This window comes from Streptomyces sp. NPDC016309, assembly GCF_043077235.1.
Taxonomy (GTDB): Bacteria; Actinomycetota; Actinomycetes; order Streptomycetales; family Streptomycetaceae; genus Streptomyces.
In genome coordinates, this window is sequence record NZ_JBIBSG010000022.1 from 23,463 (window position 1) to 42,102 (window position 18,640).

The following is an 18,640-nucleotide window of genomic DNA, read 5'->3' on the forward strand; positions in this document are numbered from 1 at the left end:
CATCCCCGTGGTCAGAGTCGGAAAGCTCGCGCGGAGCCGGTGGTTCGGAAGGAGGGAACCGCGGTGCGGTGCGTCCTGGAGCCGGTCAGGACAGCCCCAGTTCGTCGTCGAGGAGATCGAAGATCTCGTCGGCCGTCGCGGACTGGATTTCCCGCTCGTGGGCGGTGCTGTCCTGTGCACTGTGCGTTTCATTCCACTTCGCCAGAAGGTCTCGCAGCCGGGCGGTGATGCCCGCGCGTTCGACGTCGTCGGGGGCGACCGTCGAGAGGATCGATTCGAGCTTGTCGAGTTCCGCGTGGACGGGCCGGCGGGACGGGTCGCCCTGGCCGAGCCGCTCGCCGAGGTACGCGGCGAGCGCGGCGGGGGACGGGTAGTCGAAGATCAGCGTGACGGGCAGCCGCAGTCCGCTGTGCGCCGTGAGCCGGTTGCGCAGGTCGACCGCCGTCAGCGAGTCGAAGCCCAGGTCGAGGAAGCCCCGCCCGGCGTCGACATCGTCCGCGTCCCGGTGGCCGAGCACGGCGGCCACCTGGCCGCGGACCAGCTCCATGAGCGCCTGGTCGCGTTCGGCGGGCGCCAGGCCCGCGAGGCGCTCCTCGAGGGAGCCGGCGGGGTCGGTGGCGTGCCGGTTCGCGGTGCGCGTCCCGGAGTCGGCGGCGCGGCGCGCGGGGGTGCGCACCAGGCCGCGCAGCAGCGGCGGCAGGGTGCCGTCGGCGGCCTGGGCGCGCAGGGCCGCCGGTTCGGTCCGCATGGGTACGAGGACGGCGTCGTCCAGCGTGTGGGCGGTGTCGAACAGCGCGAGGCCCTCGTGGGGGGCGAGCGCGGCCACCCCGGAGCGGGCCATGCGGGCCAGGTCGGTGTCGTCCAGGGCGCCGGCCATGCCGTCGGCGGCGGCCCACAGGCCCCAGGCCAGTGACCGGCCGGGCAGCCCGTGGGCGCGCCGGTGCTGGGCGAGGGCGTCCAGGTAGCTGTTGGCGGCGGCGTAGTTGCCCTGGCCGGCGGCGCCGAAGCAGCCGGCGACGGAGGAGAAGAGCACGAACGCGGTGAGGGGGTGGCCCTCGGTCAGCTCGTGCAGGTTCCATGCCGCGTCGACCTTGGGGCGGAGGACGGTGTCGAGGCGTTCGGGGGTGAGGGAGTCGATGATGCCGTCGTCGAGAACGCCGGCGGTGTGGACGACGGCCGTGAGCGGACGGTCCTGGGGTACGGCGGCGAGGACCGCCGCCAGGGCCTGCCGGTCGGACGCGTCACAGGCCGCCCAGGTCACCCCCGCACCGGACTCGGCCAGCTCCCGGGCGAGCTCTGCCGCACCGGGCGCAGTTTCACCCCTGCGGCTGAGCAGCAGCAGATGCCGCACACCGTGCTCGGCCACCAGATGACGGGCCACCAGCCGGCCGAGCGTACCGGTCGCACCGGTCACCAGCACCGTCCCCTCGGCCCCGTACGCAGAGGTCCCGACGGAGGCGGTGGCGGAGTCGGCGGTCGCGGCGTCGGCGGTCGCGGCGTCGGCGGTCGCGGCGTCGGGCGTTTCGGAGGCCGCCCGGGCGATCCGGCGCAGGCGGAAGGCGTGCGCCTCGCCGGCCCGCAGCGCGAGCTGCGGCTCGTCGGTCGCGAGCGCCGCGGCCAGGGCCCCGAAAGAGGCCTCGGTGCCGTCGGTGTCCGCGAGGACGAACCGGCCGGGGTTCTCCGACTGCGCGGACCGCACCAGGCCCCACACGGGCGCGTGGGTCAGGTCCGCGACCCGCTCGCCGGGGGCGGCGGCGACCGCGCCCCGGGTCAGGACCACCAGCCGGGAGCCGTCGAGGCGTTCCTCGGCCTGCCACTCCTGGACCAGGGCGAGCGCCTGGTGCGTGGCCGTCCTGGCGGCCGCGGCGGGGTCTCCGCCGGAGGCGCCGGGCGACAGGGGGACGACGACGACGTCGGGTGCCGTGGCGCCCGACGCGAGGTCGGCGCGCAGCTCGCCGAGGCCCGCGTACACGTCGAGCCGTTCGCCCGCGACCCTGAGGTCGGGTGCGTCGGCGCCGAGCACGGCCCAGCGCTCCCCGGCGGGGACGGCCCCGGCGGGCAGGGCCAGCGGGGTCCACTCGACGCCGAACAGCGACTCGTGGTGCGCGGCACCGTCCCGGCCGAGCTGCTCCGCCGTGACGGGCCGGAGGACCAGGGAGTCGACGGAGGCCACCGGCGCGCCGGTGGAGTCGGCGACGTCCAGGGCGACACCGCCGGACCCGGTGGCGGTCAGCCGGACGCGCAGTCCGGCGGCTCCGGACGCGTGCAGCCGTACACCGGTCCAGGCGAAGGGCAGTCGGGCCCCTTCGGCCGGGGCGTCGGTGGACGCGCCGGGGGTGCCGAGGCCGAGGGCGTGCAGGGCGGCGTCGAGCAGTGCCGGGTGCACCCCGTAGGCGGCGGCGTCGGCCTCGTGGGCCTCGTCGAGGGTGACCTCGGCGAACAGTTCGTCGCCGCGCCTCCAGACGGCGCTCAGCCCCTGGAAGGCGGGCCCGTAGCCGAGCCCCGCCGCTGCCGCCGCCGGGTAGAACCCGTCGGTGGGGACGGGCTCCGCGCCGGCCGGCGGCCACTGGGCCAGGTCGGCGGCGCGCGTGGGCGCGGTGCGGGCCAGGACACCGGTGGCGTGCCGGGTCCACGGCTCGTCGGCCGGGGCGTCGGCGCGGCGGGAGTGCAGGGTCAGCGTCCGGCGCCCGGAGTCGTCCGGTGCGTCGACGGCGAGCTGGAGCTGGACGGCGCCCTGGTCGGGCAGGGTGAGCGGGGCTTCGATGGCCAGCTCGTCGAGGGTGTCGCAGCCGGCCTGTTCAGCGGCCCGCAGGGCCAGTTCGACGAACGCGGTGCCGGGCAGCAGGACGGTGTCCATGACCGTGTGGTCGGCGAGCCAGGGGTGGGTGGACAGCGCGAGGCGCCCGGTGAGGACCAGTCCGCCGGAGGCGGGCAGGTCGACGGTGGCGCCGAGCAGCGGGTGGCCGGCCGTCTCCAGGCCCGCCGCCATCACGTCCTCGGTGGACACGCCGACGTCGAGCCAGTAGCGCTTGCGCTGGAAGGCGTACGTGGGCAGCTCGACCCGCCGGGCGCCGGTCCCGGCGTAGTAGGCGTCCCAGTCGACCGTCACGCCCTGCACGTGGGCGCGGGAGAGGGCGGTCGCCAGCGTGACGGCCTCGGGGCGGCCGGTGCGCAGGGCGGGCACGAAGACCGCGTCGGTGTCGCCGGTCACGCACTCCTCGGCGAGGGCGGACAGGACGCCGTCGGGGCCGAGTTCGAGGTACGTGGTGACGCCCTCGGCTTCGAGGGTGCGGACGCCGTCGAGGAAGCGGACCGCCTCGCGGACATGGCGTACCCAGAAGTCGGCGGACGCCATGTCGTCGGTGACGAGCGCGCCGGTCAGGTTCGACACGACGGGGATGCGGGGCGTTCCGTAGACCAGCCCCTCGGCGACCTTGCGGAAGTCGGCGAGCATGCCGTCCATGTGCGGCGAGTGGAACGCGTGGCTGACCGCCAGGCGCTTGGTCTTACGGCCCTGAGCCTCGAAGACCTGGGCGATGGCGACCGCCGGGTCCTCGTCACCCGCGACCACGACCGACCGCGGGCCGTTGATCGCCGCGATGCTCACCCGCTCGGTGAGCAGCGGAAGGACCTCGTCCTCCGACGCCTGCACCGCGATCATCACGCCACCGCCGGGCAGCGCCTGCATCAGCCGCCCGCGGGCGGCGACCAGCTCACCGGCGTCCTGGAGGGAGAGCACCCCCGCGACGTGCGCGGCGGCGATCTCACCGATCGAATGGCCGGCGAGGAAGTCCGGCGTCAGGCCCCACGACTCGACCAGCCGGAACAGCGCCACCTCGACCGCGAACAGCGCGGGCTGGGTGAACTCGGTCCGGTCGAGCGCGGCCCGGTCGTCGCCGAACAGGACGTCCTTCAGCGGTGTGCCGAGGTGCCGGTCCAGTTCGGCACAGACCTCGTCCAGCGCCCGCGCGAAGGCGGGGTACGTCTCGGACAGCTCACGCCCCATCCCCGGCCGCTGGCTCCCCTGGCCGGTGAAGAGGAAGGCCGTGCGGCCCTCGCGGGCGGTGCCGCGCACGAGTCCCGCCGTGTCCTCGCCGCGCGCCAGGGCGTTCAGGCCGCGCAGCAGTTCGGCGCGGTCCCCGGCGAGCAGCGCGGCCCGCTGTTCCAGCGCCGAGCGGGTGGTCGCCAGGGACAGGCCCAGGTCGACGGTGCGCAGCCCCGGGTCGGCCTGGACGTGCGCGTGGAGGCGGCGGGCCTGGGCGCGCAGCGCGTCCTCGCCGCGGGCCGAGACCAGCAGCGGGACGGGTACCCGTCCGGCGGCGGTGCCGGGTGCCGGCGGGGCCGGTGCGGGCTCCGGCTCGGGGGCCTGCTCGATGATGGCGTGCGCGTTGGTGCCGCTGATGCCGAACGAGGAGACGCCCGCGCGGCGCGGCCGTCCGGTCTCCGGCCACTCCACGGCCTCGGTGAGGAGGGACACGGCGCCCGCCGACCAGTCGACGTGCGGGGTGGGCTCGTCGACGTGCAGGGTCCGCGGGAGCACCCCGTGGCGCATCGCCATGACCATCTTGATGACGCCGGCGACGCCCGAGGCGGCCTGGGTGTGGCCGAGGTTGGACTTCACCGAGCCGAGCAGCAGCGGCTGGTCGCCGGTGTGCTCCTGACCGTAGGTGGCGAGGAGGGCCTGGGCCTCGATGGGGTCGCCCAGGGTGGTGCCGGTGCCGTGCGCCTCGACGGCGTCGACCTGTGCGGCGGTGACCCCGGCGTTGGCGAGCGCTGCGCGGATGACGCGCTGCTGGGAGGGGCCGTTGGGGGCGGTGAGCCCGTTGCTGGCGCCGTCCTGGTTGACGGCCGAGCCGCGCACGACCGCCAGGACCTGGTGGCCGTTGCGGCGGGCGTCGGACAGCCGCTCCAGCAGGAGCATGCCGGCGCCCTCGCCCCAGCCCGTACCGTCCGCCGCGGCGGCGAAGGACTTGCAGCGGCCGTCGGCGGCCAGGCCCCGCTGGCGGCTGAACTCGATGAACGTGCCGGGGGTGAACATCACGGTGACACCGCCCGCGAGGGCCAGGGAGCACTCGCCGTTGCGCAGCGCCTGCGCGGCGAGGTGCAGGGCCACCAGCGACGACGAGCAGGCCGTGTCGACGGTGACCGCGGGTCCCTCCAGGCCGAAGGTGTAGGCGACGCGGCCCGACACGATGCTGCTGGAGCTGCCGGTGCCGAGGTAGCCCTCGACGCCGTCGGGCACGGCGTGCAGGCGTGCGCCGTAGTCGTGGTACATGACGCCCGCGAAGACGCCGGTACGGCTGCCCCGTACGGTCGCCGGGTCGATCCCGGCCCGCTCGAAGGCCTCCCAGGTCGTCTCCAGCAGCAGTCGCTGCTGCGGGTCCATCGCCAGCGCCTCACGCGGCGAGATGCCGAAGAAGGAGGCGTCGAACTCGGCGGCGTCGTGCAGGAACCCGCCGTCCCGCGCGTAGGACGTGCCCTGGCTCTCCGGGTCGGGGTCGTACAGTCCCTCGGTGTCCCAGCCGCGGTTCTCGGGGAGCCGGGTGATGCCGTCCGCCCCGGCGGTGAGCATCTGCCACAGGTCCTCCGGGCTGCGTACGTCCCCGGGGTAGCGGCAGCTCATGGCGACGATCGCGATGGGCTCGTCGTCGGCCGCGGTGGTGACGGGGCCGCCGGTCGCCGCGGCCGCGGCGTCGTCCCCGTCGCCCTCGTCGCCGAGGAGTTCGGCGCGCAGGTGGCGGGCGAGGACGGTCGGGTCCGGATAGTCGAAGATCAGGGTGGCGGGCAGGCGCAGCGCGGTCGCGGCGTTCAGGCGGTTGCGGAGTTCCACGGCGGTGAGCGAGTCGAAGCCCAGCTCCTTGAACGCCCGGCCCGACTCGACGGCCGCCGGGCCCGCGTGGCCCAGCACCGCGGCGACCTGGGTGCGCACCACGTCCAGCAGGGCACGGTCCTGTTCGGCGGCGGACAGGCCCGCCAGCCGGCGGCGCAGCTCGGTCTCGCCGGCCCCGGCGGCGGTGGCGGCGTCGACGGTACGCCGGGTCACTCCCCGGACGAGCCCGCGCAGCAGGGGCGCGACGGTGCCCGCCGCGGCCTGGGCGCGCAGGGCCTCGGTGTCGACCCGCATGAGGGCCACGGCCGCGTCGTCGAGGGAGACGGCCGTGTCGAACAGGCCCAGTCCGTCGGCGGCCGTCAGCGGCGGCAGTCCGGCCCGGCGCATCCGGTTGACGTCGGCCGCGTCGAGCGCGCCGGCCATGCCGTCGGCGACGGACCACAGGCCCCAGGCCATCGCGGTGGCCGGGAGGCCGTGGGCGCGGCGGTGCTGGGCGAGGGCGTCCAGGAACGAGTTGGCGGCGGCGTAGTTGCCCTGGCCGGGGCCGCCGAAGAGGCCGGAGGTGGAGGAGAAGACCACGAACGCCGACAGGTCGAGGTCGCGGGTCAGCTCGTGCAGGTGCCAGGCCGCGTCGACCTTGGGGCGCAGGACCGTGGACAGCCGCTCGGGGGTCAGCGAGGTGATGACCCCGTCGTCGAGGACGCCCGCGGTGTGGACGACGGCGCTCAGCGGGTGCTCGGCGGGAACGTCCGCGAGCAGCGCGGCCAGCGCGTCCCGGTCGGCCACGTCGCACGCGGCCCAGGTCGCGTGGGCGCCGGATTCGGCGAGTTCGGCGGTGAGTTCGGCGGCGCCCGGCGCGTCGGCACCGCGACGGCCGACGAGGAGCAGCCGGTCCACGCCGTGCTCGGCGACCAGGTGCCGGGCGGTGAGCCGGCCCAGCGCACCGGTCGCGCCGGTGATCAGGACCGTTCCGCCGGGTCCGAACGCGGGGGCGCGGCCGGGCTCGTCCTGCCCGGTCTCGACGCGGGCGAGGCGGGGGACGCGCACGGAGCCGGCACGCAGCGCGAACCGCTCCTCGTCCGAGGCGAGGGCCGCCCCGAGGGCGCGGTCGGACAGGTCGTGCCCGTCGGTGTCGACGAGCGCGATCCTGCCGGGGTTCTCCGTCTGCGCGGACCGCAGCAGGCCCCACGCCGTGGCGGCGGCCAGATCGGTGACGTCCTCGTCCGGGCCGGCCGCGACCGCCCCGCGGGTGAGGAACACCAGACGGGAGGCGGCGAACCGCTCGTCGGCCAGCCAGGTCCGGGCGAGCGCCAGCGCGTCATGGGCGGCGGCGTGCACGGCCGCCGGGGTGAGGGCGCCGGACAGCGGCGCCCGCTCGACGAGCACCTCGTCCGGTACGGCCGTCCCGGCGTCGACGGCGGCGGCGAGCGCGGCCAGGTCGGGGTACCGGTCGGCGTCGGGGTGACGGTCGGAGCCGGGGTACCGGTCGGCGTCGGGGTGACGGTCGGAGCCGGGGTGACGGTCGGGGCCGTCGCCTGCGGGGCCGGTGGGGGTGAGGGACGTGGCGGGGCCGGTGAGGAGCGCGTACCGGACCGCGGGGGCGGTGGTGTGCGCGTCGGTGCCGGGCAGCTCCGTCCACTGCTGGCGGAACACCGACTCGTGGTAGGTCGTACGGGCCGCGCGGAGCTGGTCGGCCGTCACCGGGCGCAGCCCCAGCGACTCGACGGTCGCGACCGGGGCGCCCGAGGCGTCGGCGATCTCCAGCCGGACCCCTTCGGCGCCGGCCGGCGAGAGGCGGACCCGCAGCGCGGCGGCACCGCCCGCGTGCAGCGACACGCCCGACCAGGCGAAGGGCAGCCTGCCCCGGCCGTCGTCGGCGCCGATGCCGCCCAGGCCGATGGCGTGCAGGGCCGCGTCCAGCAGCGCCGGGTGCAGACCGAACCGGCCGGCCTCGTCCTCGGTGCCCTCCGGCAGCCTGACCTCGGCGTAGACCTCGCCGTCCCGCTGCCATGCCGTGCGCAGGCCCCGGAAGGTGGGCCCGTAGGCGAACCCGATGTCGGCGAGCTGGTCGTACCGCCCGTCCAGGTCCACCTCGGTGGCTCCGGCCGGGGGCCAGTCCGCCGGGCCGGACGCGGCCGGGGTGCGCCCGCCCACGGCGAGCACACCGCTGGCGTGCCGCGTCCACGGCTCCTCGGCCGCCAGCCCCTCGGCCCGCGAGTGCAGGGCGAGCGGGCGGCGCCCGTCCTCCTCGGCCGCGCCCACCCACACGCGGAGCTGGACGCCCCCGTGCTCGGGCAGGACCAGCGGGGCCTCCAGCGTCAGCTCCTCGAGGTGGTCGCAGCCGAGCTGGTCACCGGCGCGGGTGGCCAGCTCCACGAAGGCGGTGCCGGGCAGCAGGACGCTGCCGAGGATCGCGTGGTCGGCCAGCCAGGGGTGCGTGGAGAGCGCCAGCCGCCCGGCGAACACCATGCCGTCCGACTCGGGCAGGGCGACCCCGGCGCTCAGCAGCGGGTGCCGGGTGTCGTCCAGGCCGATCGCCTCGACGTCGCCGAGGTGGAGGGAGGAGACGGCCGGCCAGTAGCGCTGCCGCTGGAAGGCGTACGTCGGCAGGTCGACCCGCCGGGCGCCCGTGCCGGCGAAGTACGCCGCCCAGTCGACGGGGACGCCATGGGCGTGTGCCTGGGCGAGGGCGGTGGTGACGGTCTCCGCCTCGGGCCGGCCGTTGCGCAGCGCGGGCGCGAAAACGGGGTCGGTGTCGGTGTCGGTGTCGCCGGTCAGGCAGTCCTGGGCCAGGGCCGACAGGATCCCGTCGGGGCCGAGTTCCAGGTACGTGGTGACCCCGGCGGCCTCCAGCGCCCGGACACCGTCCAGGAACCGCACGGCTTCCCGGACGTGCCGTACCCAGAAGTCGGGGGACGCCATCTCGTCCGTGACCAGCGCACCGGTCAGGTTCGACACGACGGCGATACGCGGGGTCTCGTACGAGATCGACTCCGCGACGGTACGGAAGTCGTCCAGCATGCCGTCCATGTGCGGCGAGTGGAACGCATGGCTCACGCTCAGCCGCTTGGTCTTACGACCCTGCTGCTCGAAGTGCTCGGCGATGGACACCGCGTCCGCTTCGTCGCCCGCGACCACGACCGACTGCGGGCCGTTGATCGCCGCGATGCTCACCCGCTCGGTGAGCAGCGGAAGGACCTCGTCCTCCGAGGCCTGGACCGCGATCATCACGCCACCGGACGGCAGCGCCTGCATCAGACGGCCACGCGCCGCCACCAGCGTGCAGGCATCCTCCAGGGACAGCACCCCGGCCACATGCGCGGCCGCGATCTCACCGATCGAATGACCCGCCAGGAAGTCCGGCTTCACGCCCCAGCTCTCGACGAGCCGGAACAGCGCCACCTCCACCGCGAACAGCGCGGGCTGGGTGAACTCCGTGCGGTCCAGCGCGGCCCGGTCGTCGCCGAACAGGACGTCCTTCAGCGGTACGTCGAGATGGGCGTCCAGGTGCGCGCAGGCCGCGTCCAGCGCGTCCGCGAACGCCGGGAAGGCCTCGTACAGGCCACGGCCCGTGCCCGGCCGCTGGCTGCCCTGACCGGTGAACAGGAACGCCGTCTTCCCGGCGACCGGCGAGCCGGTGACGACGCCCGCCGCCGTGCCGTCGTCCGCCAGCGTGGCGAGGCCCGCCAGCAGACCCTCACGGTCCGCGGCGACCACGGCCGCGCGCTGCTCGAACGCCGAGCGGCCGACCGCCAGGGACAGGCCCAGGTCCACCGGGCGCAGTTCGGGGTGCCGTGTGGCGTGGGCGTGGAGCCGGCGGGCCTGGTCGCGCAGGGCGTCCCGGCTCCTGGCCGAGACGAGCCACGGCAGCGGGCCGTCGCCGCGTCCGGCGGCCACGGGGGGCGCGGGGAGGTCGGCGGGCGTGCCCTCGGGCAGGTCGTCCTGGGCAGGGGCCTGCTCGATGATGGTGTGGGCGTTCGTTCCGCTGATGCCGAAGGACGAGACGCCGGCCCGGCGCGGGCGGCCGGTCTCCGGCCACGCCTGTGCCTCGGCCAGCAGGCGTACGCGGCCCGCCGTCCAGTCGACGTGCGGGGTCGGCTCGTCGACGTGCAGGGTCTGCGGGAGCACTCCGTGCCGCATCGCCAGCACCATCTTCATCACCCCGGCGACACCGGCGGCGGCCTGGGTGTGGCCCAGGTTCGACTTGATGGAGCCGAGCAGCAGCGGCCGGTCCTCGGGCCGGTCCTGGCCGTAGGTGGCCAGCAGAGCCTGCGCCTCGATCGGGTCGCCCAGCTTGGTGCCGGTGCCGTGCGCCTCGACGGCGTCGACGTCGGCGGTCGTGAGGCCGCCACCGGCGAGGGCCTGGCGGATGACGCGCTGCTGGGAGGGGCCGTTGGGGGCCGTGAGCCCGTTGCTGGCGCCGTCCTGGTTGATCGCCGAGCCGCGGACGACCGCCAGCACCGGGTGCCCGTTCTTGCGCGCGTCCGACAGGCGCTCGACGAGCAGCATGCCGACGCCCTCGCCCCAGCCCGTGCCGTCGGCGGCGGCCGCGAAGGCCTTGATGCGGCCGTCCTCCGCCAGACCCCGCTGGCGGCTGAAGTCGATGAAGGAGGCGGGGGTGGACATCACCGTCACGCCACCGGCCAGCGCCATGGTGCACTCGCCCTGCCGCAGCGCCTGGATCGCCCAATGCAGGGCGACGAGCGACGACGAGCAGGCGGTGTCCACGGTGACGGCCGGGCCCTCCAGGCCCAGGACGTAGCTGACACGGCCGGAGACGACGCTCGCGGCGTTGCCGGTGCCGAGGAAGCCCTCGACGCCGTCGGGGGCGGCCAGGATGAGGTTCAGGTAGTCCTGGCCGTTGGTGCCGGTGAAGACGCCGATCTGTTCGCCCCGCACGGTGGCGGGGTCGATGCCGGCCCGCTCGAAGGCCTCCCAGGACGTTTCGAGGAGCAGCCGCTGCTGCGGGTCCATCGCCAGCGCCTCGCGCGGCGAGATCCCGAAGAACGCCGGGTCGAAGTCGGTGGCGTCGGCGAGGAAGCCGCCCTCGCGGACGTAACTGGTGTTCTCGGCGACGGACTCGGGGTCGTACAGCCCGTCCAGGTCCCAGCCGCGGTCGGCGGGGAACCCGGAGATGGCGTCGCGGCCGCTGACGAGCAGCTCCCAGAGGTCCTCCGGGGTGCGCACACCGCCGGGGAAGCGGCAGCTCATCGCGACGATCGCGATCGGGTCGTCGTCGGTGGCCGGCGCGGCGGACGCGGGGGCGCGGTGGGCCGTGTCCGGTGCCCGCGAGCCGAGCAGTTCGTCCTGGAGGAAGGAGGCCAGGGCGAAGGAGTTGGGGTAGTCGAAGATCAGGGTCGCGGGCAGCCGCAGGCCGGTGCGGGCGGTGAGGAGGTTACGGATCTCCACCGCGGTGAGGGAGTCGAAGCCGAGGTCCCGGAAGGCGCTGGCCGGGTCGACGGATTCCGGTCCGGCGTGGCCGAGCACGGCGGCCACCTGGGTGCGGACGAAGTCCAGGGCCAGCCGGTCGCGTTCGTCGGCGGGGGCGTCCGCGAGGCGCGCGGCGAGGGTGTCGGCGGGGCCGCCGGGCTCACCGGCGGTGGTGGACCCCTGGGCCTCGGTGAGGGCCTGGGCGGCCTCCGGGAGGTCTCCGATCAGCGGGCAGGGGCGTACGGCGGTGAGACCGAGGGCCAGCCGCTGCCAGTCGATGTCGGCGACGACGGAGGCGGTCTCGTCCAGGGTGAGTGCCGTGCGCAGCGCGGACAGGGCCGTCGTGGGCGCGAGGGCGGGCAGGCCGGACTGCCGGAGACGTTCGGCGACGAGGTCGTCGGTGGCCATGCCGCCGTCGGCCCAGGCGCCCCAGGCGAGCACGGTGGCGGGCAGCCCGTCGGCGCGGCGCTGCTCGGCGAGGGCGTCGAGGTGGGCGTTGGCGGCGGCGTAGTTGGCCTGTCCGGCGGCGCCGAAGACGGCGGCGACGGAGGAGAAGAGGACGAAGGCGGACAGGTCCAGGTCGCGGGTCAGCTCGTGCAGGACGTGCGCCGCGTGGGCCTTGGGACGCAGCACGCCGGCGAGACGGCCCGGCGTCTGGGCGTCCAGGACGCCGTCGTCGAGTACGCCGGCGGCGTGGACGACCGTGGTCAGGGGGTGCTCGGCCGGGACGGCCGCGAGGAGCGCGGCGACGGCGTCGCGGTCGGCGACGTCGCAGGCGGCGAAGGTGACCTCGGCGCCCAGCTCGCGCAGTTCGGCGGCGAGTTCGCCGGTGCCCTCGGCGTCCGGGCCGCGCCTGCTGACCAGCAGCAGGTGGTCGGCCCCGGCGGTGGCGAGGAGGCGGGCGACGTGCCGGCCGAGTGCGCCGGTGCCGCCGGTGACCAGGGCGGTGCCGGTGGTGGTCCACTCGGTGGCGGGGCGCTCCTCGCGGGGGGCGCGGGCCAGTCGGCGGACGAAGACGCCGGTGGAGCGTACGGCGAGGTGGTCCTCGGTGCCGAGGCCGCCCAGGACGTCGGCGAGGCGGCCGGTGGCGCGCTCGTCGGGCGTCTCGGGCAGGTCGACGAGGCCGCCCCAGCGGTGCGGGATTTCGAGGGCGGCGGTGCGGCCGAGGCCCCAGACCTGGGCCTGGGTGACGCTGGCGAGCCGGTCGGACCGACCGGTGGAGACCGCGCCCCGGGTGGCGGCCCACAGCGGGGCGTCGACACCGGCGTCGCCCAGGGCCTGGACCAGGGCGGTGGTGGCGGCGAGCCCGGCGGACAGCGCCGGGTCCTCGGGGTGGGGCCGCTCGTCGAGTGCCAGCAGCGACAACACGCCGACGGGCGAGGCGGCTGTGGCGGTGGCGTCGGCGGTGGCGGCTCCGGCGGCGGTGGCGGTGGCGTCGGCGGCGGCGGCTTCGGTGGCCGCTCCGGTCCGCGCGAGGGTGTCGCCGATGTGCCGGGCCATGGCGGCGCGGTCGTCGAGGGCCGCGTCGAGTACGAGGGTGCTGACGGTGGCCCCGCGGGCGGTCAGCGCGGCCCGGGCCGCCGTGGCCCACGGGTCGTCCGCGTGTCCGGCGGGGACGGCGAGCAGCCAGTTCCCGGTGAGGGGTGCGGAGGTCGTGTCCGTGAGCGGCTTCCAGGTGACCCGGTAGCGCCAGCCGTCCACGGTGTCGCGGTCACGGTGGCGGCGGTGCCAGGCGGAGAGGGCGGGCAGCACGCTGCTGAGCGGCTCGTCCCCGTCGACGCCGAGGGTGTCGGCGAGCGCGGCGAGGTCCTCGCTGTCGACGACCTCCCAGAACTTGGCGTCCCCGGTGCCCAGTTCGCCGCCGTCGGCGGGGCCCGTGAGGTCGGTGAAGGGGTCGCGCGGCCAGTACAGCTCGCGCTGGAAGGCGTACGTGGGCAGGTCGACGCGCCGGGCGCCGGTGCCGGCGAACCGGGCGGCCCAGTCCGGGGACAGTCCGCGCACATGGGCGCCCGCGACGGCCGCGGTCACCGACCAGACCTCGCTCCGGCCGGCGCGCAGCGCGGGCAGGAAGGCCGCGGCACGCGGGCCGGTGGCGGTCCGGCACTCCTGGCCGAGGGCGGACAGGACGCCGCCGGGGCCGAGTTCGACGTACGTGGTGACCCCGCGGCTCTCCAGCCAGCGGACGCCGTCGAGGAACCGGACGGCCTCGCGGACGTGGCGTACCCAGAAGTCGGCGGTGGCGATCTCGTCGGTGGCCAGGGCGCCGGTGAGGTGGGTGACGAGCGGGATGCGCGGGCTCTCGTACGCGATGCGGTCCGCGACCTCGCGGAAGGCGTCGAGCATGCCGTCCATGTGCGGCGAGTGGAACGCGTGGCTGACCGTCAGGCGCTTGGTCTTGCGGCCCTGGGCCTCGAAGTGCGCGGCGACGGTGACCGCGTCGGCCTCGTCACCGGCGACGACGACCGACCGAGGGCCGTTGATGGCGGCGATGCTCATCCGGTCCGTCAGGAGCGGGAGGACCTCGTCCTCCGACGCCTCGACGGCGATCATGACGCCACCGGCGGGCAGCGCCTGCATCAGCCGGCCGCGGGCGGCCACCAGCGTGCAGGCGTCCTCCAGCGAGAACACCCCGGCCACATGGGCGGCGGCGATCTCGCCGATCGAGTGACCGGCCAGGAAGTCGGGCTTCAGGCCCCAGCTCTCCACCAGGCGGTACAGCGCGACCTCGACCGCGAACAGTGCGGGCTGGGTGAACTCCGTCCGGTCGAGGGCGTCCCGGTCGTCACCGAACAGGACGTCCTTCAGCGGGCGGGCGAGGCGTGCGTCGAGCTGGGCGCAGACCGCGTCCAGCGCCTCCGCGAACACCGGGTACGTCTCGTACAGTTCACGGCCCATGCCCAGTCGCTGGCTGCCCTGACCGGTGAACAGGAACGCCAGTTTGCCCTCGGTGGCGCTGCCTTCGAAGACGTCGGCGGAGGGGCGGCCCTCGGCGACTGCCGCGAGCCCGGCCATCAGGGTGTCCCGGTCGTGGGCGACGACGGCGGCCCGGCGGTCCAGGGCGGCCCGGGTGAGGGCCTGCGAGAAGGCGACGTCGGCGAGACCGAGGCCCGGGCGGGTGGTGAGGTGGGCGTGCAGGGCCGCGGCCTGGGAACGCAGCGCGGCCTCGGTCCGACCGGACAGGACCACGGGCAGGGCGGCCGTCCGGCCGCTCGGGGACGACGCGTCGGCGGCGGTCCCCGGGGCGGTCCCCGGCGTGCCCTCCGCGCCGCTCTCGGACGCGCCTTCCGCGCCGCTCTCCGGGGCGCTCTCCAGGATGATGTGGGCGTTGGTGCCGCTCATGCCGAACGACGAGACGCCGATGCGGCGCGGCTGGTCGGTCAGCGGCCACGGCCGCGCCTCGGTGAGCAGGGACACGTCCCCCGCCGACCAGTCGACGTGCGGCGTCGGCTCGTCCACGTGCAGGGTGCGCGGCAGCACACCGTGGCGCATCGCCATGACGCTCTTGATGACGCCCGCGACACCGGCGGCGGCCTGGGCGTGGCCGATGTTGGTCTTGAGGGAGCCGAGCCACAGCGGCCGGCCGTCGGGGCGGTCCTGGCCGTAGGTGGCGATGAGGGCCTGCGCCTCGATGGGGTCGCCGAGCCCGGTTCCGGTGCCGTGGGCCTCGACCGCGTCGACCTGGTCGGGGGTGAGCCGGGCGTTGGAGAGGGCCTGGAGGATGACGCGCTGCTGGGAGGGGCCGTTGGGGGCGGTCAGGCCGTTGCTCGCGCCGTCCTGGTTGACGGCGGTGCCACGGATGACGGCGAGGACGGGATGCCCCTTGCGGCGCGCGTCGGAGAGCCGCTCGACGAGCAGGATGCCGACGCCCTCGGCGAGGCTGAACCCGTCGGCGTCCGGCGAGAACGCCTTGCACCGTCCGTCGGTGGCGAGCCCGCGCTGCTTGCTGTAGTCGATGAACGTGCCGGGCGCCGACATCAAGGTGGCACCGCCCGCGAGCGCCAGCGAGCACTCGCCGTTGCGCAGCGCCTGCACGGCCAGGTGGAGGGCGACCGAGGAGGACGAGCAGGCGGTGTCGACGGTGACGGCGGGGCCCTCGAGCCCGAAGGTGTAGGAGAGCCGGCCGGAGGCGACGCTCGCCGCGTTGCCGGTGCCGAGGTAGCCCTCCACGTTCTCGGACGAGCTCAGCAGCGCGGTGAGGTAGTCGTGGTTGCTGGTGCCGACGAAGACGCCGACCTGCTTGCCGCGCATCGACGTCGGGTCGATCCCGGCCCGCTCGAACGCCTCCCACGAGGTCTCCAGCAGCAGCCGCTGCTGCGGGTCCATCGCCAGCGCCTCGCGCGGGGATATGCCGAACAGGGACGGGTCGAAACGCGCGAAGTCCTGGACGAAGCCGCCCTGGTTGGCGTAGCTCGTGCCCGGGTGCTCGGGGTCCGGGTGGTAGACGGTGTCCATGTCCCAGCCGCGGTCGGCGGGGAAGCCGGTGATGGCGTCACCGCCGTCGACGACGAGCTGCCACAGCTCCTCGGGCGAGGTGATGCCACCGGGGTACCGGCAGCCCATGCCGACGATGGCGATGGGGTCCTGGTTCTTCGCCTCGACGTCACGCAGCCGCTGACGCGTCTGGTGCAGATCCGCCGTCACCAGCTTCAGGTAGTCCCGCAGCGTCTCTTCATTCGCCATTTAACGCAACCACCCATTTGCAGCAGACGGCATAGGAATCTGTTTTGGAAAAGGCCGAGAATTACATCGGGTATTCAGTCGGCCCAGCCGTGACCGAATCGACTGATCAGCGGCAGGCTATTCGCCGCTCAATCCTCCCGACAACCCCTAACTGCCCCCTACGCACCCCTGGATGGGAGGGTGCGTAGGGGGCAGTGGGGCCCTACGTGAATTCGCCCAGGGGGCTGACCATCCTGACCAATAACCGGAGTTCCGTCAATAACCGAATGCCTGGGATATCCGGTCGGACCGGCCCGGTGTCCGGCCGGGTGGCCGGGCGGTCGGGCGTGGCCCGGAATCGGTCAGGCGCGGCCCAGCCCCTTGTTGATGAAGGCGAACAGCTCCTCGTCGCTCGCGTCCTGGAGCAGTTCGACCTCGTCGAGGACACCGTCCGCGGGGCCGGCCGGTCCCGTCCCGGTCCCGTCGGCCACCGAGGCCGCCGAGGCCGCCGGGTCCTCGCTCTCGTTCCACTTCGCCAGCAGCGACTGGAGCCGCATGGTCACCCGGGCCCGTACGACGTTGTCGGCCGTGCCCCGCTCCAGGACCGCCTCCAGCTTGTCCAGCTCCTCCAGCAGCGGGGCCCCGCCGGCCGCCGCGTCCGGGACGATCCCGGCACGGAGGAAGGCGGCGACGGCGGCGGGCGTCGGGTGGTCGAAGACCAGGCTGGCGGGCAGCTTCAGGCCGCTCGCCGCACCGAGCCGGTTGCGCAGCTCGACCGAGGTGAGCGAGTCGAAGCCCAGCTCCTTGAACGCCCGGCCCGCCTCGACCGCCGACAGGTCGGGGTGGCCCAGGACGGCCGCCACGGCGGTGCGGACCAGCTCCAGCAGCAGCCGCTCCTGCTCCACCTCCGGCAGCCCGGCGAGCTGCCGGCCGAGCGCCACTCCCCCGGCCTGCTCGTCGGCGGACTCGCGCCGGGTCGTCTCGATGATCCGGCGGGCCTCCGGCAGCTCCAGCAGCAGCGGCCTGTCCCGGTCGGCGGTGAAGGCCAGCGTGAACCGCTTCCAGTCCATGTCGGCGACGGTCAGGGTCGTCTCGTCACGGTCCAGGACGTGCTGCAACGAGGCCAGGGTCCGCTCGGCGGACATCGCGAGGATGCCGTGCCGGCGCATGCGGTCGCCCGCGGCGCTCCCCTCGCCCTGCGAGCCGCCCCACGGGCCCCAGGCGATGGACGTGGCGGGCAGCCCGGCCGCACGGCGGTACTCGGCGAAGGCGTCCAGGAAGGTGTTGCCGGGTGCCTGGTTGCCCTGGCCGGGGGCGCCGAAGGTGGCGGCGAAGGACGAGAACAGCACGAACGCCGACAGGTCCAGGTCCCGGGTCAGCTCGTCCAGGTGGCGCGTCGCGTCCACCTTGAGGCGCAGCACGGCCTCCACCTGCTCCGCGGTGAGCGCCTCGATGACACCGTCGTCCACGACCGCCGCCGCGTGGAACACGGCGGTCAGTGGCCGGTCGGTGGGTATGGCGTCGAGGAGGGTGGCGACGGCGTCGCGGTCGGCCATGTCGCAGGCGGTGATGGTGACCTGGGTGCCCAGTGCGGTGAGTTCGTCGCGCAGTTCGGTGGCGCCGGGGGCGTCGAGGCCCCGGCGGCTGGTGAGCAGCAGGTGCTCGGCGCCGTTGCCGGCGAGCCAGCGGGCGACGTGGGCGCCGAGGGCTCCCGTACCGCCGGTGACCAGGGTCGTGCCCTCCGGCTTCCAGGCCCGGACGGCGGGGGTGTCGGACAGCGGGGCGTGCGCCAGGCGCCGGCCGAACAGGCCGGAGGCGCGCAGCGCGACCTGGTCCTCGGCACCATCGCCCGCCAGGACACCGGCCAGCCGGTCGAGCGTACGGGCGTCGGGACCCGCCGGGTCGGCGGGGAGGTCGACCAGACCGCCCCAGCGCTCGCCCTGCTCCATGGACGCCACCCGCCCGAGGCCCCAGACGAGCGCCTGGGCCGGATCGGCGACCCGCTCGGAACGGCCGGTGGCGACGGCCCCGCTCGTGAGGCACCACAGCGGAGCGGTCACCTCGGCGTCGCCGAGGGCCTGGGACAGCGCCAGCTCGGCGGGGAAGGCCCCGTCACCGGCGAGGGCGAGGAGGGACACCACACCGGTGGGCGCGCTGCCGGCCGCCGTCTCCTTCAGCAGCGCCGCGAGCCGTTCCCGGCCGGTGCCGGCCGGGACGGTGACGCTACGCACCTCGGCGCCGCGCTCGGCCAGCGACCGGAGCACGGTGTCGGCCAGCCCGGAGCCGGTCTCGGGAACGGCCACCAGCCAGGTGCCCGACAGACGGGAGCCGGCCGGCTCGGCCAGCGGCTTCCAGACCACCCGGTAACGCCAGCCGTCGACAGTCGACTGCTCACGACTACGACGACGCCACGACGACAGAGCCGGCAACAGGGCGGTCAACGACTGATCGTCCTCGACGTCCAGCTCCGCCGTCAGCGCTTGAAGGTCCTCACGCTCCACCGCCTCCCAGAACGCGGCATCGACCGCACTGTCCCCGGACACCGTGACCGCCTCGACCGGCGCGGCCTCCGGCCAGAACCGCTGCGACTGGAACGCATACGTCGGCAGGTCGACCCGGCGGGCGCCGCTGCCGGCGAACACCGCGTCCCAATCGACCGTCACACCCCGGACATAGGCCTCGCCGAGGGAAAGCCAGAACCGCTCCAGACCACCCTCATTA

At 75.2% G+C, this 18,640-nt stretch carries 2 protein-coding genes; both read right to left on the minus strand.

Going from position 1 to position 18,640, the window contains the following annotated elements:
• Window positions 1-85: 85 nt before the first annotated feature.
• Window positions 86-15,940 carry a type I polyketide synthase gene (locus ACF068_RS31700; RefSeq protein ID WP_392277771.1) on the minus strand — a complete coding sequence of 5,285 codons (15,855 nt, stop codon included), beginning with the start codon at window positions 15,938-15,940 and terminating at the stop codon, window positions 86-88.
• A 341-nt stretch (window positions 15,941-16,281) separates the two neighbouring features.
• On the minus strand, window positions 16,282-18,640 hold a 2,359-nt coding region (locus ACF068_RS31705), incomplete at its 5' end, for an SDR family NAD(P)-dependent oxidoreductase (RefSeq protein WP_392277772.1).

What these genes read in the sequence shown, in the direction of transcription:
- ACF068_RS31700 (WP_392277771.1), bottom strand. Translation starts at nt 15,940, where the DNA reads ATGGCGAATGAAGAGACGCTGCGGGACTACCTGAAGCTGGTGACGGCG.